The sequence below is a fragment of the Coprococcus sp. RTP31081st1_H1_RTP31081_211007 genome (assembly GCF_040227275.1).
Lineage (GTDB): Bacteria > Bacillota > Clostridia > Lachnospirales > Lachnospiraceae > Coprococcus > Coprococcus aceti.
Map to the genome: position 1 here is coordinate 48642 of NZ_JBEHVP010000003.1, position 21120 is coordinate 69761.

The 21120-nt window shown below is 45.9% G+C and carries 21 protein-coding genes and 1 other RNA gene; 8 read left to right on the forward strand and 14 right to left on the reverse strand.

What is annotated here, in order from left to right:
• Positions 1-2: 2 nt before the first annotated feature.
• Positions 3-1076, forward strand: a complete 1074-nt coding sequence (gene murG / locus ABUA31_RS06715; protein WP_022216000.1) for an undecaprenyldiphospho-muramoylpentapeptide beta-N-acetylglucosaminyltransferase — start codon at positions 3-5, stop codon at positions 1074-1076.
• A 100-nt stretch (positions 1077-1176) separates the two neighbouring features.
• Here murG and ABUA31_RS06720 read toward each other — a convergent pair whose 3' ends face one another.
• The 7 genes from ABUA31_RS06720 to ABUA31_RS06750 form a co-directional block, all read right to left on the reverse strand.
• Positions 1177-1671 carry a hypothetical protein gene (locus ABUA31_RS06720; protein WP_015534504.1) on the reverse strand — a complete coding sequence of 165 codons (495 nt, stop codon included), beginning with the start codon at positions 1669-1671 and terminating at the stop codon, positions 1177-1179.
• A gap of 40 nt (positions 1672-1711) precedes the next feature.
• Positions 1712-2302, reverse strand: a complete 591-nt coding sequence (locus ABUA31_RS06725) for an HD domain-containing protein (RefSeq protein ID WP_015534503.1) — start codon at positions 2300-2302, stop codon at positions 1712-1714.
• A 140-nt stretch (positions 2303-2442) separates the two neighbouring features.
• An RNA gene (gene ffs, locus ABUA31_RS06730) (signal recognition particle sRNA large type) lies at positions 2443-2706 on the reverse strand.
• Positions 2707-2782: 76 nt separating this feature from the next.
• Positions 2783-3292: a tRNA adenosine(34) deaminase TadA gene (gene tadA, locus ABUA31_RS06735; RefSeq protein WP_015534501.1), complete on the reverse strand. Its 510-nt coding sequence runs from the start codon at positions 3290-3292 to the stop codon at positions 2783-2785.
• A 19-nt stretch (positions 3293-3311) separates the two neighbouring features.
• The gene (locus ABUA31_RS06740; protein WP_118649551.1) at positions 3312-4310 is read right to left on the reverse strand and encodes a DUF6128 domain-containing protein; all 999 of its coding nucleotides are present in this window, start codon (positions 4308-4310) and stop codon (positions 3312-3314) included.
• A gap of 88 nt (positions 4311-4398) precedes the next feature.
• The gene (rsmA, locus tag ABUA31_RS06745) at positions 4399-5262 is read right to left on the reverse strand and encodes a 16S rRNA (adenine(1518)-N(6)/adenine(1519)-N(6))-dimethyltransferase RsmA (protein WP_015534498.1); all 864 of its coding nucleotides are present in this window, start codon (positions 5260-5262) and stop codon (positions 4399-4401) included.
• 151 nt (positions 5263-5413) lie between these two features.
• Positions 5414-6184: a TatD family hydrolase gene (locus tag ABUA31_RS06750; protein WP_118649550.1), complete on the reverse strand. Its 771-nt coding sequence runs from the start codon at positions 6182-6184 to the stop codon at positions 5414-5416.
• Positions 6185-6615: 431 nt separating this feature from the next.
• Between ABUA31_RS06750 and ABUA31_RS06755 the strand changes: the two genes are divergently transcribed.
• The 3 genes from ABUA31_RS06755 (at position 6616) to ABUA31_RS06765 (ending at position 9456) form a co-directional block, all read left to right on the forward strand.
• Positions 6616-7803: a pyridoxal phosphate-dependent aminotransferase gene (locus ABUA31_RS06755; RefSeq protein WP_118649549.1), complete on the forward strand. Its 1188-nt coding sequence runs from the start codon at positions 6616-6618 to the stop codon at positions 7801-7803.
• Positions 7804-7875: 72 nt separating this feature from the next.
• On the forward strand, positions 7876-8496 hold the full coding sequence (locus tag ABUA31_RS06760; RefSeq protein ID WP_118649548.1) for a Maf family protein: 621 nt from the start codon (positions 7876-7878) through the stop codon (positions 8494-8496).
• A 141-nt stretch (positions 8497-8637) separates the two neighbouring features.
• A complete protein-coding gene (locus ABUA31_RS06765) occupies positions 8638-9456 on the forward strand; it encodes a hypothetical protein (RefSeq protein ID WP_118649547.1) in 819 nt (272 codons plus the stop codon).
• A gap of 907 nt (positions 9457-10363) precedes the next feature.
• Here the strand turns inward: ABUA31_RS06765 and ABUA31_RS06770 are convergent.
• Positions 10364-11242 (reverse strand): DegV family protein, encoded by an 879-nt coding sequence (locus ABUA31_RS06770; protein WP_118649546.1) that lies wholly within the window; start codon positions 11240-11242, stop codon positions 10364-10366.
• Between the two features lie 135 nt (positions 11243-11377).
• On the reverse strand, positions 11378-12619 hold the full coding sequence (pncB, locus tag ABUA31_RS06775) for a nicotinate phosphoribosyltransferase (RefSeq protein WP_117874370.1): 1242 nt from the start codon (positions 12617-12619) through the stop codon (positions 11378-11380).
• Between the two features lie 423 nt (positions 12620-13042).
• On the opposite strand from pncB, the gene malQ reads away from it, so the two are divergent.
• The 4 genes from malQ to ABUA31_RS06795 all read left to right on the forward strand — a co-directional run bounded on the left by malQ (position 13043) and on the right by ABUA31_RS06795 (position 16852).
• Positions 13043-14611 carry a 4-alpha-glucanotransferase gene (malQ, locus tag ABUA31_RS06780; RefSeq protein WP_118649545.1) on the forward strand — a complete coding sequence of 523 codons (1569 nt, stop codon included), beginning with the start codon at positions 13043-13045 and terminating at the stop codon, positions 14609-14611.
• Positions 14612-14671: 60 nt separating this feature from the next.
• Positions 14672-15412 carry a lysophospholipid acyltransferase family protein gene (locus ABUA31_RS06785; RefSeq protein WP_055145816.1) on the forward strand — a complete coding sequence of 247 codons (741 nt, stop codon included), beginning with the start codon at positions 14672-14674 and terminating at the stop codon, positions 15410-15412.
• Between the two features lie 70 nt (positions 15413-15482).
• Positions 15483-16046, forward strand: coding sequence for a hypothetical protein (locus ABUA31_RS06790; RefSeq protein ID WP_022217333.1), 564 nt, complete (start codon positions 15483-15485; stop codon positions 16044-16046).
• Between the two features lie 23 nt (positions 16047-16069).
• Positions 16070-16852 (forward strand): CPBP family glutamic-type intramembrane protease, encoded by a 783-nt coding sequence (locus tag ABUA31_RS06795; protein ID WP_349818653.1) that lies wholly within the window; start codon positions 16070-16072, stop codon positions 16850-16852.
• On the opposite strand, the gene ABUA31_RS06800 is transcribed toward ABUA31_RS06795, so the two are convergent.
• From ABUA31_RS06800 to ABUA31_RS06820, 5 genes are all read right to left on the reverse strand, one after another.
• Positions 16835-17452 (reverse strand): class I SAM-dependent methyltransferase, encoded by a 618-nt coding sequence (locus ABUA31_RS06800; protein ID WP_015534489.1) that lies wholly within the window; start codon positions 17450-17452, stop codon positions 16835-16837. The genes ABUA31_RS06795 and ABUA31_RS06800 overlap by 18 nt on opposite strands.
• Before the next feature lie 10 nt (positions 17453-17462).
• On the reverse strand, positions 17463-17885 hold the full coding sequence (locus ABUA31_RS06805; RefSeq protein ID WP_055145825.1) for a YwiB family protein: 423 nt from the start codon (positions 17883-17885) through the stop codon (positions 17463-17465).
• A gap of 31 nt (positions 17886-17916) precedes the next feature.
• Positions 17917-18969: a D-alanine--D-alanine ligase family protein gene (locus tag ABUA31_RS06810; protein WP_022217335.1), complete on the reverse strand. Its 1053-nt coding sequence runs from the start codon at positions 18967-18969 to the stop codon at positions 17917-17919.
• A gap of 87 nt (positions 18970-19056) precedes the next feature.
• Positions 19057-19587, reverse strand: coding sequence for a hypothetical protein (locus ABUA31_RS06815; RefSeq protein WP_238051636.1), 531 nt, complete (start codon positions 19585-19587; stop codon positions 19057-19059).
• Positions 19580-21007 (reverse strand): hypothetical protein, encoded by a 1428-nt coding sequence (locus ABUA31_RS06820; protein WP_349818654.1) that lies wholly within the window; start codon positions 21005-21007, stop codon positions 19580-19582. Before ABUA31_RS06820 ends, ABUA31_RS06815 begins: the two co-directional genes overlap by 8 nt.
• Positions 21008-21120: the final 113 nt, after the last annotated feature.

Here is a 21120-nt window from a genome sequence, read left to right on the forward strand (position 1 = left end):
TTATGAAGAGAATTATATTGACAGGCGGCGGTACAGCAGGTCATGTCACACCAAACATGGCACTTATGCCGGAGCTGAAGAAGCACGGATATGACATCCAGTACATCGGTTCATATGACGGCATGGAAAAAAAGCTTATAGAAGATATGGGCATCCCTTATCACGGCATAGCTTCAGGAAAGCTCAGAAGATACTTCTCAATGAAGAACTTCTCAGATCCGTTCAAGGTACTTAAAGGAATATCTGAAGCAAAGAAGCTCATGAAAGAGCTCAAGCCTGATGTAGTATTCTCAAAGGGAGGATTTGTCACAGTCCCTGTGGTATTTGCCGCACACTCAGCAGGTATCCCTGTGGTGATACACGAATCAGATATGACTCCCGGCCTTGCAAATAAGCTCGCCCTTCCAAAGGCGACAAAGGTATGCTGTAACTTCCCTGAGACAAAGGATCTCTTCCCTGAGGGCAAGGCAGTCGTAACCGGAACCCCTATCAGAGAGGAACTTTTCCGCGGCGATTCCGCATTTGCATATAACTACTGCGGTTTCACTGACAACAAGCCTGTTCTCCTTATCGTGGGCGGAAGTTCAGGAAGCGTCATAATCAACAACGCAATAAGAGACAATATCGACCGTCTTCTGGAGACCTTCAACGTCATCCACCTGTGCGGCAAGGACAATCTGGATGAATCCCTCAAGGATAAGAAGGGCTATGTCCAGTACGAATATGTAAAGAAGGAACTTGCAAGCATGCTTGCACTGTGCGATATCATCATCTCACGTGCAGGAGCCAATGCCATCTGTGAGCTTCTCGCACTCAGAAAACCGAACATCCTCATTCCTCTGTCAAAGGCTGCATCAAGAGGTGATCAGATCCTCAACGCCCAGTCATTTGAGAAGAGCGGATACAGCTATGTGATCCAGGAGGAAGAGCTGAACACAGATTCCCTGTTCGCCGGAATAAATGAAGTGTACAACAACAAAGAGAAATATATCCAGGCTATGGAGTCCAGCAACCTGACCGACTCAACGGGAATCATCATCAACATGATAGAGGATCTCGTAAACGGCCACGACTGATCTGCATAAGATCTGCAAAAGCAATTATAAAAAGGCAAAATAAAACTCCACACCGTCTAAATCATAGTCGGTGTGGAGTTTTATTGTATATTAACTATTATTAGTTAGCCAGAGCCTGAAGTACAGCAGCCTTCATCGCATCGTCACACTGCTCATCTCCTATGTACAATGTAACTGTACTCTTTCCGCCTGCAGGGAAATCAAATACTGCCTTCAGTGTCTTGTCTATATATGTTCCATCTGAACCATACTTTGCAAGATCCATGCTGACCTTTGTTCCATAATATGTGATTCTGAATCCACCGTTTGTTGTGTCCTCATAATACCATACTGTTGTCTTGGCCTTCTTATCAAGAGCGTCTCCATATGTAACACCTGTAGGAACCTTCTTCTCTGTTCCGTTGCTCTGTACATCTGTATAGACGATCTCATTCTTCTTAAGGCTGTCTATCTTGTCCTTTGCCTCATCGTTAGTACGATACTGAATATTACCCTTTACAAATATCTGAGCTGTCTCAGGAAGAACCAGATACACACCGCCACAGATAGCTGCTACCACAATAATGGCTACAAGGATCTTAACAAATGTCTTCATAATTATCTCTCCTATCCACAATCAAATTCATCAATCGATACTAGAACAGTTCTTTCTCAAGCTGGAATATGAAATCCTCAAGGAGCTGCATGCGTTTGCTGTACTCAAGTCGTCCAGCCTCCGTCTTACATCTCTTGATCTTTGGTTTATTGATCTTATAAAAATTCTTGATTCTGTAATATGCGCGCTTATAGCTTGCCTCGTCCTCTATAGCCGTAGCCATGGAATCCCACAGAACACTGATCGCTCCCACTTCATCCAGCAGGTCTGCATCCATAACTATCCTGCACTCAAGTGACAGATCTGCATCAGTATCCTTCTCCTCATGGATCATGATTATCTCGCCTATCTTGGCTATCTTCTGTGGATCGACTCCCAGACTGTCAAGATAATTGACAGCTATCTCTGCTCCGACCTCCCCATGTGGTCTCTCGTCATCCCAGCCCACATCATGAAGAAGTGCCGCGAGAACTATTATATCCAGATCTCCACCTAACTTCGACTGAAGCTTTATCGCCCATCTATACACCCGCATAGTATGTTCAAATCTGCTCCTGAATGGATAATTAGGCGGCCTACCATTAACGGCTGTCTGTTCCTTTACAAAATCAATTACTTCAGCGTAATTCATATCCGTTTCGCCCCTTGGAAATCACTATTCTGCAGCGCATAATAACACTGCAAAAGTATCATACTTGATGATAACATCTTTTGTGGGATTTTGCTATATTTTTTTAAATTTTTAATAAATAATGTTAAAAATAAAAAAATCCATGCGATCTTCCTTCGAAGCGTCACCATAGACGTTACCTCAGCAGTTAACTCAGCCCAGGCACCCTCACGGCACACAGGAGATTCCCCTTAGTGCTGCTTCGTCTCCGACCTGACACGGTTCGAAGATTCCTGTTGCGCGAGACCCAGACATCAACATCACTTACTGAGGGCAGCCCTACAGCGGCCACCCCTCAGGAAGACCATCACCCCTGCTATAGCGGATTGCAGGTACAGGGCGCCGCTACCTCCCCGGTTGCATGGAAACTTTAAAACATATTTAATTGGCTGTGCACAAGATGCACCGCAGGCTACATTATATCTGACATGCCGCCCGCCGTCAAGCATTCTTCGCTTTTCCCTGTCTCAGGTCGCGAAAAAAGCTCTTCATCATCTCACTGCATTCATCCTGCCGCACACCACGTATAACCTCAACCTGATGATTGAACTGTTTCATGTCCAGCAGGTTTATTATGGAGCCCGCACATCCGGCCTTGGGATTCATACATCCTATCACCACATTTGGGATACGGGCCTGCACTATGGCCCCGGCACACATCTGGCACGGTTCAAGGGTCACATACATTGTGCACTCCTCCAGCCGCCAGTCGCCGAGCTTCTTTGACGCCTGTTCTATGGCCAGTATCTCCGCATGTGCAAGTGTGGTCTTTTTCAGATTTCTCTTGTTGAAGCCCCTTGCGATTATCCTGTCATCGTGGACTATGACACAGCCTATCGGAACATCGCCATTTGCATAAGCCCTCTTTGCCTGGGCTATGGCTTTATCCATATACTTCTCATGGATACGCCGCTCCTCCGGCGTCAGCTCATCTATATTGGTATCTTCCATTCTCTTTATCCTCTTCTTCCTATCTTATATCCACTATCCAGTAGCCGAAGCTGCCGGTCTTGATATGTGTCTCCTTCTCCGGCACGAATCTGTCAAATCCAAATATCCCGGCAAGGTATTTCTCCCTCGAGGAATACACCCCCGGAACTCCAAGTATATAACTGACGCGGTCATTATCTGGGGAAAATATGACTTTGCCGAACATCAGGTATTTGTAGCTGTAATACCCGTGTGTCAGGAAGCTGTTCACCCCGAGCTTCCAGTTGCACATGTCCAGCAGACCTATGTCATTCGGGGATATCTTCACGCTCTCTATGACGCTGTCCAACCCGTCATCCAGGGAGCTTCCCGGAAGAAGTGGCAGACGTTCATAGTTCTCAAACATTTTGTCTATCGCCGTTCCGGTCTCGGAGGTCTCGACCTCATCAGAACATACAGGCTCCGCCGGTGCAGCACAGCTCTCAAGCTCCAACTCTGCCGTGACCGTATCTGTTATGGAGGCCTCTCTCACCGCCTCGCTCAGTTCCTCAGCATCGCGGACCGCACGTTTCGCATCCCACATTCTAGAATAATCTATCACACTGTCCGTCCAGGACGAACAGAATATATCGCTGTCGTAATACTCCTGCCCCATATTTCCATCCGGCTGTATACGCCTTATGACGATACCGGCAAATGCAGTCACAGGCCGTCCGCTCTCCATGACATCATCCCAGCAGAATGAGAAGCACTCCTCACCGTGTCCATTTCTGAGTCTCATCTTACCGACGAGCACCGGCAGAGGGATCATCACGGGCTCATTTGTCTGTTCACCGCCCACTGCGCCTTCGTCGGCCAGCGTCTCCCTGTAAATGAACACGCCATAGATTTCCTCTCTGCTGTTCATTCCGTTTCTCAGTCCAACCGTGAGTCTTCCCGTTCTCCCCACCTTTGCCACCTTGGCAAATCCTGAATTTTCACATTTGTATCCGTCGTGATACCTGTAAATATACGATATAAATCGGTTCCAGTACACCATAGATAATCCTCCTCTCCCTTCCGGAATTCTGCGTCCTTTTCCGGGGGCTTTATCAATTATCTATGATTCTGTCTCACCACCTATGACATTATTTGTCCGTGAGAATGTCGCTCAAAGCTGCAAATTCCGCCAGACTCAAACTTTCTCCACGGATATTTGCTGATATTCCAAGGGATTCCAGTGCCTTTGCGATCTGCTCCTTGGTAAATGACAGTTCTCCGCTGTTGGCTATGCCGTTCTGAAGAGTCTTTCTTCTCTGGTTAAATGATGCTCTTATCAGCCTGAACATGAGCTGCTCGTCCTTCACCTTGACCGGCGGCTCCTGGTATCTGTTCAGTCTGATGACCGCTGAGCCCACACCCGGTCTCGGTATAAAGCAGTTTGGCGGAACATTTGCCACTATATACGGCTCGGCATAATACTGAACTGCCAGGGACAGTGCTCCGTAATCCTTGGTTCCCGGGCCCACCTGCATGCGGTCCGCAACCTCCTTCTGCACCATGACCGTCACCGAGAGAAGCGGCACATGCTTCTCGAAAAGTCCCATGATGATCGGTGTGGTTATATAGTATGGAAGATTCGCAACCACCTTGATAGGCCTGCCGCCATTTCTCTCCTCCACGATCTTGTTGATATCCACCTTCAGTATGTCATCGTTGATGATGGTCACATTGTCGTACTCCGCAAGGGTCTCGTCCAGAATAGGGAGAAGATTCTTGTCTATCTCCACCGCCACAACCTGTCCGGCACTCTCCGCAAGATACTGGGTCATGGTTCCTATTCCCGGACCTATCTCCAGCACGCAGTCGTCCTTCGTGATGTCCGCTGCGCTGATTATCTTATTTATGACATGGGCATCTATGAGGAAATTCTGACCGAACTTCTTCTGAAATGCAAATTCGTATTTCTTTATCGTCTCTATCGTAACCTGTGGATTGCTTAACTTCTCCATGCTTTGTCCTTTCCTGCGTCCAGACAATGGCGGTTTCATCAAGATTTTTGTCACGACCAGGGCTTTGTGGTATGCCTGTCTGGGGAATACCACAAAGTCCTGGTCTCAATTCACATTACGAAACCTCCATTGCCTGTAATCTACGTTTTTATTACATCTTGTACATTTTCAGGGCATTCGCGTATGTCTGGTCATACACTTTCTGAACCGGAACGCCCTTGATCTCGGCTATCTTCTCAGCTATATAAGGTATGTTGAGGGCAGAGTTCCTTGTTCCCCGGAATGGAACCGGAGCCATGTATGGGGAGTCTGTTTCGAGAACTATCTTTTCCAGAGGGATGTCCTCCACGACCTCCTGAAGCTTCCGGCTGTTTTTGAAGGTGACAACTCCGCCAACACCGATATGGAATCCCATCTTAATATATTCCCTGGCCTGCTCAACGCTGTATGAATAGCAGTGTATCACACCGCCATTTCTGCCGCCATCCATTCTTTTAAGCATCTCCATAGTGTCTGATGCCGCATCACGACTGTGTATAATGATCGGCATGGCAAGCTCCTGCGCAAGCTCAAGCTGCCTGAGAAACCATTTCTTCTGAACATCCCTCGGAGGATCATCATCAAAATGATAATCAAGACCTATCTCTCCTATGGCTCTCACCTTTGGATTATCCAGCACCATGCTCTTAAGCTCCTGTATATCCGTCTCCGTCAGCTCTCCTACCTCACTCGGATGTACGCCGACTGCCGCATAAAAATGCGGATATTTTGCGGCAAGCCCCACCGAATTCCTCGATGACTGCATATCCGCTCCGACGTTCATGACCTTGTCTATATCTTTCTCAAGGAATTCTGCAATTAACTGTTCTCTGTCCTCATCAAACTGAGTATCGTCATAATGACCATGTGTCTCAAATATCATATCTCAAACCTCTCTTATGGTACTAATGCATTGTTTATAGTACCGCAATATCGTATCCGTCACGCTGTATTATACAGAAATACCCGCACTTTGTGAACGTTTAATTATTTGTTTATGATTAGTTATTAATCTTTATAAATAGATTAATCTTTAAACACATTTTTTTCACAAATCCTGGATATACTAACAATTGTAAAGAGTTTTTCATTTATTTGAATCCTCTCTCCCCTCATTTTTTTGCAAGAGGCAGCAGATCTTCCCCGTTCTGTTACCTCTTGTTTTTTTGTGTCCAAAACTGTATATTTATTGTGATGTATATATGTACACATAGATTACATCAACGTATAATATGTGTCCACATTACACGTGTCATATCGCATTGATTTTATATGTATATTTATCATAACATTTTACATAACAGGAGGACTTTCATGATTTCAAAGAAATATTCATCAATGTTAAACAACACTTCCATCATCAGGGAATTTGCACAGTATGCTTCAAAGCGTGCCGCTGAGATCGGTGCTGAGAATGTGTTCAACTATACTATAGGCAATCCATCTGTGCCTACCACAGACGACTTCAACAAGGGACTTATCGACCTTATCCAGAATGAGGATTCACTGGCACTCCACGGCTACAGCCCTACACTTACCATCTACTCTGTAAGAAAGGCTGTCGCAGAATCACTGAACCGCCGTTTCGGCATGGAGTATGTTCCTGAGGACATTTTCATGACATCAGGTGCTGCCGGAGCCCTGGCCCACGCCATCAGATGTGTCACAGAGCCGGGCGACGAGGTTATCACATTTGCGCCTTACTTCCCTGAGTATGTACCATACGTTGACGGAACCGGTGCTGTTCTCAAGGTCGTTCCCGCGGACATAACTTCATTCCAGATCAACTTTGACGCATTCCTCGAGATGATGAACCCAAATGTTCAGGCAATCCTCATCAACTCGCCTAACAACCCATCCGGAATCGTCTACTCAACAGAGACCATAACACGTCTTGCCCAGATCCTCACAGAGAAACAGGAGGAGTACGGACATGACATTTACCTTATATCAGACGAGCCTTACAGAGAGATCGTATTTGAGGGAACTGATTCGCCATTCATCTCAAAGTTCTACGACAACACCATCTGCTGCTACTCATTCAGCAAGTCTCTGTCACTGCCTGGAGAGCGTATCGGATACGTGGCTGTAAACCCTAAGTGCAAGGATGCCGAGCTCATCATCAACATGTGCGGACAGGTATCACGTTTCACAGGACACAACTGTCCTTCATCTCTGATACAGCTCGGAGTTGCAAAGGTGCTTGATGAGACATCTGATCTGTCTATCTACGAGAAGAACAAGAACATCCTGTACAAGGAGCTCACAGCTATGGGATATGAGTGTGTTGAGCCAGGCGGAACCTTCTATATGTTCCCTAAGACTCCTATCGCAGATGCAAATGAGTTCTGTAACATGACTGCCCATGAGCTTGATCTGATCCTTGTTCCTGGCGACAGCTTTATGTGTCCGGGACATATGAGACTGGCTTACTGTACTACAACAGATATGGTTGAGCGCTCTCTGCCACTGTTTGAGAAGGCTATTAAGATGTGTAAATAATGATCTGTGTGTACGACAATAATAGATCTTGTTTGTACAAAATTATTTTAGGAAAGTATAGAGATATAGCATATGACTAACATAAAGATAATTCTCGCCTCGGGATCGCCTAGAAGAAAGGAACTTCTGGCCCAGGCGGGATACGACTTCGATGTGTGTCCAAGTCTTTCTGATGAAGATCTTGAACCGATGGCTCCATCTGAATATGTAATGCTTCTGGCTAAGAAGAAGGCAGATGAAGTGTGCAACAGGATCATCGCCCAGGATGTTGTAAGACGGGTTAAAAAGCTTCCTGAACGCTTCGTTGTCCTCGGCGCAGACACTGTTGTATCGCTGAACGGAAGGATTCTTGGTAAGCCTTACGACTACGACGATGCATACAACACCTTGAACAGTCTGTCCGACCAGACGCATCAGGTGTACACCGGCGTGTGTCTGATATATGTGAACGGAAGAGCCAAGTCATCCAGCTCATTCTATGAGAAGACGGATGTCACCTTCTATCCAGTATCCCACGACGAGATAATCCAGTACCTCGCCACAAATGAGCCGTTTGACAAAGCCGGAAGCTATGGAATTCAGGGCAAGGGCGGTCTGTTCGTCAAGGGAATTGATGGCGACTACAACAATGTTGTCGGGCTGCCGCTTGCCAGAGTCTATCACGAGCTTGAGGAATTAGTATCGGAAGAGTAGGTATACTAACCACCAAAATAAATAAACCAGCTGCTGCTACATTTTGTAACGACGGCTGGTTTATTTTTTACTGTAAATATTTAGTGTAATTTACCATATTCTGATTTATACTTTACTTAAACAGAAAGGGGCGAAACAATTATGAACGACAAGAAAAAGAAAAAGATCCTGTTAATAGGCATTATTATAGGGGTAATGCTTGCAGCGATTATTATAAGTGCCATCATTCTTTTCAGGGATGACACCAAGGAGGGTGTCCATGAGGGAGGTACATTCACTGAAAAGATGACAGAGGGTACAACAGAGAGAAAGGCGGATGTCAAGACGACTTCCAAGGCTACAACCACCGAGAAGGCAACCAAGGCTGCTACCTCGGAAAAGAGCAAGAAGGGTTCTGCTAAAACTGCGAAGAAGGACAAGAAGGGTTCTGCTACAACTACAGAATCTACAACGAAGAAACCAAGCAGCCAGACAACAACCGAGGCAAAGACACCGGGCAGAGAGGATGGCAAGGTAACGACCAGCCAGCCAGTTACCACCGAGAGGTCAACGACTGAGACGCCAACTGAGAGACCTACCACAGCTGCTACAACCGAGAGACCTACAACTGAGAAACCAAAGTCGGAGCCAACGACCACTGAGCATGTCCATACCTGGAAAGATGTGTATGAGACTCAGGAGAAGAAAGTTTGCGTATCTGAGGCTTGGGATGAGGATGTATACGAGGATCGAGATTTTTGCTCATACTGTGGAAAAGACATCACATACGATGAAAACCATATCTTTAGATGTGGTAGAAAATACTACGATGAGGATATCGGCGAAGAGATCTACGAAGGTTCAAGCGCAATAATCAGACCTACCAAGGTAGACACCATCCACCACCCTGCCGAGTACGAGATCCAGAAGGAAAAGGTACTCGTAGGCAGAAAATGTAGCACCTGCGGCGCATGGCAGTAGCTGATACAGGAATCCTGATGTGAAAACATCGGGATTCTTTTTTTTATGCAAATGTGTCGCCTAAGTCCGGACTAGAACTTGAGGGTGATTTGCCCTAATTAATCCTCTTCTTGAATCAATATATACAAACGTTCAGACATATCAAACGAGAGGAAAATCTCGTTTGACCTTCTGGGATTTTTACAGCAAGTTTTTACACTATAATTTATTTGTTTATGCGAAAATGTATGGTAAGATAAATTGTAGAATTGATAAAAAAAGGGGAGAAAAGCGTGGTGAAGAGATAGGACCAGTGTGTAACAGCATTGGTCTTATTTTTTTTGATGGGGATGAGGGTGATCCTTCCCTAATTAGCCATTCTCTGAATCAATATATATAAACATTCAGATATATCAAACAGGGGAGTATCAGTCTGGGACCGGGCTTCAGGAGAGCGACTAAAAAATGCAAAAGCCAGGGAACAAAAGAGGGGCAATTATACGTCTGTATAAAGTGTAATGGTATTTTATTACCAAATAATTTTGCATGTCACATAAGGTAGTGGCGGATGAGTGGTATGATCCGGCGGCGCAGAAATTCGATTTTTCAGGGCTGATCTCAAAGATTCGGGATGCCCTGGAAAAAATCTATGACAGGTATGGGATCACTGGATTAGAGCCGGGCAAAGGCTTGGGTACTTAGAGGTCATCCATGGGACCTTCGCCCATCCATTATTCTTATTTGACGCCTGGGATACAAACCTTGCTACCGTCATAGTAGTGCGCATTTGTACACTCAACTGCCTTGAAAGTTCTTCATTCAGAGGGCAGTTTATCTTACGTATAATTAATAATCTGTTCAAAGAAAAAGTGGCAGGCGTCATATATACAGACATCTGCCACTTTTAATTACATCTCATATTTATCTTCTATCTCAGTTCTTTCTTCACATTGAAGATAGTTCCAACAACCTTTGGTCCTGCATTGGATGCAACTGCTGCCCCGATCTGGAAATAGTCTGATGGGCCATATCCAACCTTCTCCGTCATACGGGCTGTCAGCTCGTCTCTTACGGTCTCATCGTTTCCATATACTATCTGGTACTCTGAACCCGGCTCCATCTCTTCCACTGTGACATCCACCATCTTTGCCATGAGCTTCTTCTCGCCGCGGCACTTGATAGCTGTCACGATCTCATTTGCCCAGATCTTCATGATAGGCTTCACGCCGAGTGCGTCACCAACCAGAGCTGCCGCACTTGGGATTCTTCCTGACTTGGCTGCATACTTGAGGCCATATATTCCGAAGTATATCCTTCTCTTTGGAAGCTCTTCCTTCAGATACCACACTATATCCCTGGCATCCCTGCCCTCCTGAACCATTCTAGCTGCCACAACCACCGGATAGCCATACTGTCCACTGTAGCCTATTCCGTCAAATACATATATATTGCACTTTCCGGCACACTCAGGATATTCCTCCTCGAACTGATCTGCGGCCATCTGCGCATTTGCATATGAGGCAGAACCATCCTTGTTGATGCTTACATATATAATATCCGTGTAACCCTGCTCCACCAGCTCCTTATACACCTCGCCGAACTGGTACGCTGTGATCTGTGATGTCTTTGGAAGATCATCATTCTCTGCCATGAGCTTGTAGAAGCCCTCATTGTCAAAATCGACTCTGCTCAGATAAGACTTGCCACCTATTACGACCGGGAAAGGAAGAATCTTGATTCCAAGCTCCTTCTCCTCATTCTCTGAAATGTCACTGGCAGAATCTGTCATTATAATAATTTTTCCCATAATTCACAAAACTCCATTTTTTGCTAATGAGCAGACGCATGAAATGCGCTGCGCGCGGCGTCTGCGTGCTTCATAAGATGTCACTAAGCCCAGCTTAGTGACGGCGCACCCAGTGCGCCACCTCCTTACGAAAATTTACTTATCATTCTCCATACGCCACTTGATACATCTGTTGAGATAATGAACATAATCAGGGTTCTTGCACATACCCTTGCCCTTATCATCAGATATCTTGGCAACATCCATGCCGTTACATGCTGTAGTCTTCATAACTATGTTGAGCGGTTCATCGCACGTATCGTTGGATATATATGTTCCTATTCCAAATGCAACCTTGATCTTGTCCTTAAAATAGCTGTTGAGTTTGTCCGCTTTCTCGAAATCAAGGCTGTCGCTGAACAGAAGTGTCTTGGTCTTTGGATCAAGTCCAAGCTTCTCATAATGATGAACCATCTTGTCGCCCCACTCATAAGGATCGCCACTGTCGTGTCTCACCCCACTGAAAAGTGTCGCATATGTGAGCTGGAAATCCTTCAGGAAGCAATCTGTTGTGATGGCATCAGTGAGAGCTGTTCCGTTCAGCACTCCATACTCCTTAACCCATGCATCCAATGCATACCAGTTGGAATATGCAGGATTGTGCTTATGATTACCCTGTCCAACACACATGATCCACTCATGCGCCATAGTTCCAACCGGAACCAGATTATACTTCCTTGCCAGATATACATTACTTGTTCCGACAAATGTTGAACCCGGATACTTGCGCTTGCTGAGTTCCTTGACTGCAAGCTCCTGAGCTTCAGCCGAAAGTCTTCTTCTGAGTCCAAACTCACTGAAAGCTCCAAGGTTATACTCTCCGGTCTCGACTTTTCGGACCTTCTCATCAAGCTTCTCCCTGAATGATGCAAGCAGCTTATCATAGTCATCGTTCATTCTGAAGTAGACCTCATTCACTATAGCCAGAGTAGGTATCTCATACATGGAAGTATTGAGCCAAGTGCCTCTCGCCTCTATCTTCAGTCCACACTCAGCGTCATCTGATATCTCAAAGTCCTCATATCTTGCCTTCCAGAGTCTCAGAAAATCAACATAAGAACCCTTTATCCACTTGATATTGTGCAGATACTCAAGCTCCTCCTCTGTAAATCTCAGATCACAGTAGAGCTGTATCTGTCTCTTGATTTCATCAACCATCTCCTTTGTGAAGAACACGTCAGTATTCCTGCACTTGAATGACCATGTTGTCTTATAGTCACTGAACTGATGGTAAATCGCCTGTCCCATACTAAACTTGTACATATCCGTTTCAAGCAGGCTTGTGATTATTCTTTCCATTTTTATACTCTTCTTTCTCTTTTTATCCACTCCACACATACGACTTAACCGCCATATATCACGGAAATACGGAAGTATACGCAAGTTCAAATACTTCCACTTATAATAAGTTAGCACACAGCCCGCTGTCAAGCACTATTACCTTGCAACTATTACATATAGTATTGTATAATGTTACCGTTCAGAGCCATGCAGCACAATATAAGAAGTGGCTTGTCATGCTTGCATGAACAAGACATTTCTTATATTGTGCTATACGGCGGATACGCCGCACCGAACAGGCTCGAAGAGACTGTGAGGTGGCATGGCTCTGAATGCCGCAGGGCACACCAGCCGAACAGGCTCGAAGAGACTGTGAGGTGGCATGGCTCTGAACACAGCGGAGTCGTACACTTCGAACAGGCTCGAAGAGACTGTGAGGTGGCATGGCTCTGTGTATACATTATGAAAAGAGGATAGATTATGTTAGAGCAGAACAACGGAAAAAAGCCTAAGAAGTACGCTGGTATTCTGGCTCACCCGACATCATTCCCAAGTCCTTATGGAATCGGAGATCTGGGTCCGGGCGCTTATCAGTTTATCGACTTTCTTGCAGCTTCAGGATTAAATCTGTGGCAGGTGCTTCCACTCGGTCACACGGGCTTTGGCGATTCACCTTATCAGCCATTTTCAGCATTTGCAGGACAACCACTTATCATCGATATCGACTACCTCAGAAAGAAGAAGTTACTTCTGGACGAGGACTTCTCAGCTATGCCTGACTGGGATCCTGAGAAGATCGACTATGGAACACTTATAGAATTCAAGACTGGCCTTCTGAAGAAAGCGTACGAGAGATTTATCGACGCTGACTATGCAGATGATATGTCAGGAGACGAGGATCTCATGGCAAAGTTCGATGCATTTGTCAAGAATACATCATGGCTTGCTGACTACTCTCTGTTCATGGCAGGCAAGGATGCGCACGAGGGAATGCCTTGGTACATGTGGGATGATTCACTGAAGAAGCCGACCGCAAGGCAGAAGACCGCATGGAAGAAGAAGCTTGCAGACGGCATCGGCTACTACAACTTCCTCCAGTTCCTTTTTACAGAGCAGTGGCAGGCCCTCAAGACATATGCAAATGATCTCGGAATCAGTATAGTAGGTGACACACCTATATTCCTCGCATGGGACAGCGCAGACGTATGGTCCAATCAGGAACTGTTTCTGCTGGATTCAAAGGGATACCCTATCGAGGTTGCAGGTGTTCCACCAGATTATTTCTCAGCTACCGGTCAGCTCTGGGGCACCCCTCTGTACAACTGGAAAAAGCATACCGAGACAGGCTATGCATGGTGGATAGAGAGAATCAAATATCAGCTCACAGTAACAGATTTCCTCAGGATAGATCACTTCAGGGGATTTGACCGTTACTGGGCAGTTCCTTACGGTGAGGAGACCGCCATCAACGGCGAGTGGAAGCCAGCTCCAGGGCTGAACTTCTTCACACAGCTCGAAGCTAATCTCGGCTACCATCTTCCTATCATCGCCGAGGATCTCGGCGAGATAGATGATTCAGTCATAGAACTCAGAGACAAATTCGGACTTCCTGGAATGAAGATCCTTCAGTTTGCATTTGAAAATCCAAACGAGAACGACTTCCTTCCACATAACTATACACCTAATTGTGTATGCTATACAGGAACACACGACAACGACACCACCCTTGGATGGTATACGCAGGCTTATGAAGCTTCAAAGGATAAGCTCAGAAGATACTACAGCACTGATGCAAGTGATATCTGCTGGGTTATGATAAGAGCATGCTTCTCTTCTGTTGCCAACATGGCCATCGTTCCTATGCAGGACGTGCTAAAGCTCGACTCATGGGCACGTATGAACACGCCAGGCGTTGGAGAGGGCAACTGGGCATGGAGATTCAAAGCCTCAGACCTGGGCAAGCAGTTGTCAGACAGGCTTCTTGAGACATCAAAGCTCTATGGAAGATATACTCCAATACCGGAGAAGAAGGATTCTGAGGAGAAGTAATCATACGACGAGTCAAATCAATGCTGGAACATTTAAAATAGCATAAGGAGAATTATAATATTGAGAACAATATTTGCATATTTATTTGCCTTTCTGGGCATCATCCTGTGTACTCCGTATCACCTGTATCTGTACCTTCTGGCTAAGAAGGATCAGGAAAAGGCGTACCGCCATGCCCAGAAACTGGTCAAAGGCTTCTTTGGAATAGTCATGTTCATATGCGGTGCCAAGTGCACTGTCATAGGTCTGGAACGGGTGCCCAAAGATCAGCCTATTCTGTTTGTCGGCAACCACAGAAGCTTCTTTGATATACTGTGCTGTCACAACGCACTGGACAGACCTCTGGGATTTATGTCCAAGGACGGAATCCTGAAGGTTCCTATCCTTCCATGGTATATGAAGGACATAGGATGTACATTCCTTGACAGATCCGACCTGAAGAAGGGACTGGAGACTATCATGCAGTCGGCTGATATCGTAAAATCCGGACATTCCATGATGGTATTTCCTGAAGGACACAGAAATAACGGCGAAGAACTTCTTCCTTTCAAGGACGGAGCATACAAGATCGCACAGAAGGCCGGATGTCCTATCGTACCTGTATCCATATGCGGAACAGACAATATCATGGAGGCCAACAAGCACAACTTTATCAGAAGTCACAAGGTGGTCATCGAATTTCTTGACCCTATAGACATAAACGGAATGAAACCAAAGGAGCGCAAGGAGGTTCTTGAAACCATTCCAGGGCTCATTCAGGAAGCAAGGGTTAAGAATCTTCCCCTTGCAACAAAAAAGTGATCAGACTATAATAATCTGATCACGGCAAGACAAAACACCAATAACTAAATATAATCAGGAGGAACTAAACATGGCATGGTGGGTATGGTTGATAATAGTTGCAGTTATACTTATCGGAGGTCTTATTGCATTATACATAGTGGGCAATAAGCTTCAGAAAAAGCAGTCTGCACAGAAGGAAATGATGAAGGAACAGGCACAGCCTGTGACGATGCTTGTCATCGACAAGAAGATGCTCCCTATGAAGGATGCCGGATTGCCTAAGATGGTAATGGAACAGACACCAAAGCGTTACCAGAAGGCCAAGATGCCTATAGTAAAGGCCAAGATCGGACCTCAGATCATGAATCTTATCTGTGATGACGGTATATATGATCAGATGCCTGTCCGCGGAGAGGTAAAGGCTATGGTCAGCGGTATCTATATCATGAGCGTCAAGAATGTTCGTGGTAAGATCGAGGAGAAGAAGGGCAAGAAGACCTTTGGTGAGAAGCTTCGTGCAAAGCAGAGAAAGTATCAGGATATGTACGATAAGGATGTAGCCGAGTCAAAGCTCAGCAAGGAGCAGAAGGCCGCAGCCAAGGCTAAGGCCAAGGAAGAAAAAGAGAGAGCTAAAAAGATCCTGAAGATGTAACAGCTTGAAAGGAGATTCCCAATATGAAGAAATGTCATATTAACCTCCGCGAACTTGGAATAGCTTTACTCGCACCGATATGCATAACTTTTGTCCATGGGCTTATTCCATCATCTCTGGTATCATGTGTTATAATAATTATTCTCTGCGGATGTATACACCATATATATCCTTGGATATTCACCACAGGAGATAACCGTAACAATAAAAACAGAACAGGAACGAGATCACTCTCATTCCTGTTCTGTTTTTGTATTTTTATACTTATTGTCATAACAGGCCTCAGTCTGCAGTTCTTTTCGACCGGAATACTGAACGCCATTGAGCTCCATCGTCCAGAGCTTCTCGGCAGTTACAGAGACATGGTTCGTTCATCATTCTCTCTAAACAACGGTATCTTCAGAGTTACAACAGTCATGCTGCTTGCACCGGTCTGTGAGGAGCTTGTGTTCAGAGGGATCTCTCTGAGTTCTTCCAGACGTGCATTTACATGCAGACATTCAGATGCCATCGCCATCCTACTGTCAGCGCTGCTGTTCGCCCTTTATCACGGCAATTTAGTCCAGTTCTGCTACGCCCTTCCCATGGGAATCCTTCTCGCGCTGCTCGCCACATGGACGTCTTCCCTGCTGCCATCGATCCTTCTTCACATAACGATCAACGTATCTTCTTATTTCACCGGGATGCTGCCATTTGCACTGCCACATACAGGCTGTATACTTGCAACTGGTATCACGTCAGCCGCAGGCTTCATCGCCCTATATCTGCTGTTGCGCCGAAGGGGCAAATCACACAAAGTATCTTGACATGTGATACACATACACTTTTTCATCGGGATCCTCTTCGTATCCTGACAACTTGATGATATTCTTCAATACAAAATACCTGCTGTCCCTCATGACTCTCTGATATTCAAATGTCGGGTAGTACAGCATTAGATATATATTTCTCGGTGCCCTGCGCACGGAATCTATTATATTGTCTATGACCTTCTTGAACACCTCCGGGGAAAATGGATTGAAGAAATAGAAATAATTATCTTCATCTGCAACCTCATACTCTTGCGCCGGAATGTTATAGAAGTTCATCCTGTCTTCCTGATCATAAAATCTGCTCTGATAACCCGCGGCATTTTCCAGAAGCTTCTCGTATATGTCAGCATCTGCCTCTATACCCGTGGCGCGGCAGTAATGCCTTGAGTTGCCATAGAACAACACACGCCCCAGTCCGCAGCCAAAATCAACAAGTGTATCCTCCGGCTCCATGGACACGGCATTGAACAGGGTCACAAGATCCCTGTAGTAAGTCGCCTGATATATATTATTCTCCTCGGTGGGCTGCTCCGCACCTATACACAGCGTCGTATCTATAGACAAAAAATCATCAAACGCCTTCTCGTCATCCATATAGCTATCCTCACTCCACGGTTATCCTGAGTACGTTAAACGATACACATTCATTGCCATAATCCATCACATACACCACGACCAAACCAAACCCCTTTTCCGTCTCCACGAGCTGATAGCCTTCAGTGAGTATGCTTATATTCATCATACCAACCGGAGTAGAATAAAATGCCTCTCTGGTCTCTCCCGGTCTGAATGACATGGCAGCACTGACTTCGCCCTTCTTTGTCAGGTCAAGTCCTAATTTGTCAAACTTCAGCAGATTTCTCGCCGGTTTCTCAAGATCCTCATAATACTCATCGTATTTCAGGTAAAATACCCCATCCTTCTCATGAAGGCTTCCCCTGGTAACAAGCTCTATGGGTTCAACATTGTTCTCTTCCCTGCTCGTCCTCTGCTCTCCAACTACTGTCACAGTAACATTCTTTACCATATAAACTTCCAATCTATGTAATTTTATAAATTTATCTCTCTTTTGCCATCTCAATAAGCGTTGTGACGAGAGTCTTTATATCGTATCCCTGAGCATTCCACAGCATTGGATACATGCTTATTCCTGTAAATCCAGGAAGTGTGTTGATCTCATTGAATACAACTCTGTTTGTTCCATTCTCAAGGAAGAAATCCACTCTGGAGAGTCCGAAGCCGTCAAGTGCTTTGAATATCTTCACAGCGTCTTCCCTTATCTCGTTCTCTGCTTCCTTAGGGATGTCGGCGCCGATAACCGTTCTCGACTCAGCATTGTTGTACTTTGCATCGAAATCGTAGAACTCAGCAGCGGCAAGTATCTCGCCAACTCCCGAAGCCTTGGTATTGTCCTTGTAACCGAGGACTCCGCACTCAAGCTCACGTCCAACTATCGTCTCCTCAACGAGGATCTTGTTGTCGTGCTTTACGGCCTCATTCAGCGCATACAGAAGGCTTGCTCTGTCAGTCGCCTTATTTACACCCTTTGATGATCCGGCCTTTGAAGGCTTTACAAATACAGGGTAATCAAGCTCAGCCTCAACTCTGTCCATAGCACTGTCTATGTCGCTGAAATCCTCTGCAAGCACAGGTACAAATCTCGCCTGTGAAACACCGATGTGATCAACGATTATCTTCGTATAGAATTTATCCATGGATGCTGCCGATGCCAGAACGCCACATCCAACATATGGAATATCTGCCATCTCGAACAATCCCTGTATAGTTCCATCCTCGCCATACATACCGTGAAGTACAGGGAATATGACGTCCACCTTCTGGCGCTCCACACCTGCATCGGAGAAAACTATAAGCTCTCTTCTGGTGTCCGGTGAGATCACTGCTGTGACCTTGCTGTCATACCAGCTTCCATCCGCTATACTCTCTATATTATCTGCCTTTAACCATCTTCCATCCTTGGTAATGCCAACCAATGTCATATTATACTTTTCAAGATCAACCCCCTTGGCAACTGTCTGTACCGATATACATGAAACCTCATGCTCTGATGATCTTCCTCCAAATATTACAACCAAATTTTCCTTAGCCATGACATGTGCTCCTTATACTTTAATCCGCGGTGCACCCGGGGCACACCACAGGTCAAAGTATAACACCTGGGAATCAACTTTTCAACGTCACTTATCCCCCAGATCTATACATAATGTCTCATACATTCCGGGCGGACAGTCCTCCCCGGAATCGCCAAAATACTCATAAGAAAATCCGGAGTTTGCATCGGCATCCACGCCCCACGCATTTGCCGCGCTCTGGGCAATGTCATTTATATCCTCCATCGCCATGACAAGATTGTGGCGCATCTGTATATAACTCAGATTCTCATTGTAGTCGTCCCCAAGCCACATGCCGATCTGCTTCATGACTGTGTTGCCCACATAGCTCTCAAGCTCATCTCTCTCATCCTCAGACTTCATATCGCCATCATAATCGACCTTAAGCCTTATGACCCTTCCACTGTCATCCAGTGAATTGTTGTACATGACCGCATCCGCCATTATCTCCCTCGACACCTTATCCTTATATTTCTTCACATAAGAAACCTGTCCAAATATCACACCGCCGACAATTCCTATGAGGACACCCAGTATGGCCGCCCTGAACATTCTCCACATAAACAATACCTCCTGATCATCTAAGTCTCTATTCACCTATCCCATCTCTCGCGTATGTCGCCAGACACTGGCCTTCATAGTGTGTCTTAAGATATTCATTTGTATTGTTATCCCCGGATTTCTCCAGTATATTCTGTTCTATCACCACAGTCACATAGCTTGTAGCAAATTCCTTCTCAAGTTCGGCTGCAGCCTCGTTCATTACCTGGGTATCCTCCGCTACTATATACTCCACATGACTCGTATCGAGGGACTTCGCATGACTCTCATTATAACTTCTGCAAGCATCGGCAAATGAACCGGCGTCCACCTGGTACACCCCCTCCTCGGTCAGGGAATCCTCATCGTCGTCCAGTCCTGTTACGACCAGACTGTATCTCAGCCCGCCGCCGGCAGGCTCCTCCGTGCTGCGCTCTATGATGACCGCATTCACATAGTCCACATCCTCCACCGGCTTGTATTCACACCCACTCAATATACACGCCGTCAATAACACCGCCGCCAGTCCGGCAGATTTTTTTACAGGCCATTTCCCGGCAAGTGATGCCGCCGGCAATATTATCGACAGGGGTACATCCACCAGAATAAGATATCCGGAGATGATCTTTATACGGTCCTGCTGTCCGGGCAGCATCCCGGCCCACAGGCATACGGCAAATGCAAGGACTGCCCACAATGTCTTCCACAGCCATCTGTGCCGAACACCCAGTCTGTCCACAGCGCCCCATCCACCTATGACGTTTGGAACCAGTGCCATCACACCGAACACGATGACAAGGTAACACACCAGCATGAGCGGCCTGAGCTTCACTCCGCCAGGCAGTTCCATGGCTCCCACTATATATAGTATATTTTTCTCCTTAGCCATGAGCGCACCCGTACCCAGTGTACATATCACAATTATCGAACAGATAATGCCTATTATGGTACTTGTGCCTACGGCTGCACACAACATTCCTCTTCGCCTCCGAATGACGTGTATATACACCAGCACCACCGTCTCCATAGCCGAGAATCCAAGAAAAAGCAGTCCTCCCCTAGCCATGACACGGCTTATGGTGAAATTCGCCCCGCCCTCGTCTCCTATCTCAGTCACAGTCTTAAGCACTGACAGATCAAGGTTACTCACAGAAGACAGAATGACCACAGCCCCCGCCGCGACAGCGAACCAGAACACGGACTCCGCAAACCTGACCATCCCCCTTGTGCCACGGCTACCCATATACAGACATGCAAGCAGCAAGGGGATTGAGATAGCAATTACCGTGTATCTTTTCAACATCAACTGCCTGGAACACTCGGCAAGGACAAACAGCAGCAAGCCCATCCTAACGGCAGTTCTCGCCCCATAAATCAATTCAATAGTCCTATTTTTGACTTTACCGCTTTCTCTGTTCCCTCTCTCATCAATCTTCATGTATACAATATATAGTGCTATCACGTAAGCAAAAGCCATGCATAGCGTCAAAAAAAGTGACAAAATCAGGCAATTTCTTCCAAAATATGAGGGTATTAATGTAGCTACAAAAGTTATCATCCCTGGCAAAACAAGCAAAGTCATCTTAAAAA

What these genes read in the sequence shown, in the direction of transcription:
- murG (WP_022216000.1), top strand. Translation starts at nt 3, where the DNA reads ATGAAGAGAATTATATTGACAGGCGGCGGTACAGCAGGTCATGTCACA.
- ABUA31_RS06720 (WP_015534504.1), bottom strand. Translation starts at nt 1,671, where the DNA reads ATGAAGACATTTGTTAAGATCCTTGTAGCCATTATTGTGGTAGCAGCT.
- ABUA31_RS06725 (WP_015534503.1), bottom strand. Translation starts at nt 2,302, where the DNA reads ATGAATTACGCTGAAGTAATTGATTTTGTAAAGGAACAGACAGCCGTT.
- tadA (WP_015534501.1), bottom strand. Translation starts at nt 3,292, where the DNA reads ATGGAAGATACCAATATAGATGAGCTGACGCCGGAGGAGCGGCGTATC.
- ABUA31_RS06740 (WP_118649551.1), bottom strand. Translation starts at nt 4,310, where the DNA reads ATGGTGTACTGGAACCGATTTATATCGTATATTTACAGGTATCACGAC.
- rsmA (WP_015534498.1), bottom strand. Translation starts at nt 5,262, where the DNA reads ATGGAGAAGTTAAGCAATCCACAGGTTACGATAGAGACGATAAAGAAA.
- ABUA31_RS06750 (WP_118649550.1), bottom strand. Translation starts at nt 6,184, where the DNA reads ATGATATTTGAGACACATGGTCATTATGACGATACTCAGTTTGATGAG.
- ABUA31_RS06755 (WP_118649549.1), top strand. Translation starts at nt 6,616, where the DNA reads ATGATTTCAAAGAAATATTCATCAATGTTAAACAACACTTCCATCATC.
- ABUA31_RS06760 (WP_118649548.1), top strand. Translation starts at nt 7,876, where the DNA reads ATGACTAACATAAAGATAATTCTCGCCTCGGGATCGCCTAGAAGAAAG.
- ABUA31_RS06765 (WP_118649547.1), top strand. Translation starts at nt 8,638, where the DNA reads ATGAACGACAAGAAAAAGAAAAAGATCCTGTTAATAGGCATTATTATA.
- ABUA31_RS06770 (WP_118649546.1), bottom strand. Translation starts at nt 11,242, where the DNA reads ATGGGAAAAATTATTATAATGACAGATTCTGCCAGTGACATTTCAGAG.
- pncB (WP_117874370.1), bottom strand. Translation starts at nt 12,619, where the DNA reads ATGTGTGGAGTGGATAAAAAGAGAAAGAAGAGTATAAAAATGGAAAGA.
- malQ (WP_118649545.1), top strand. Translation starts at nt 13,043, where the DNA reads ATGTTAGAGCAGAACAACGGAAAAAAGCCTAAGAAGTACGCTGGTATT.
- ABUA31_RS06790 (WP_022217333.1), top strand. Translation starts at nt 15,483, where the DNA reads ATGGCATGGTGGGTATGGTTGATAATAGTTGCAGTTATACTTATCGGA.
- ABUA31_RS06795 (WP_349818653.1), top strand. Translation starts at nt 16,070, where the DNA reads ATGAAGAAATGTCATATTAACCTCCGCGAACTTGGAATAGCTTTACTC.
- ABUA31_RS06800 (WP_015534489.1), bottom strand. Translation starts at nt 17,452, where the DNA reads ATGGATGACGAGAAGGCGTTTGATGATTTTTTGTCTATAGATACGACG.
- ABUA31_RS06805 (WP_055145825.1), bottom strand. Translation starts at nt 17,885, where the DNA reads ATGGTAAAGAATGTTACTGTGACAGTAGTTGGAGAGCAGAGGACGAGC.
- ABUA31_RS06810 (WP_022217335.1), bottom strand. Translation starts at nt 18,969, where the DNA reads ATGGCTAAGGAAAATTTGGTTGTAATATTTGGAGGAAGATCATCAGAG.
- ABUA31_RS06820 (WP_349818654.1), bottom strand. Translation starts at nt 21,007, where the DNA reads ATGGCTTTTGCTTACGTGATAGCACTATATATTGTATACATGAAGATT.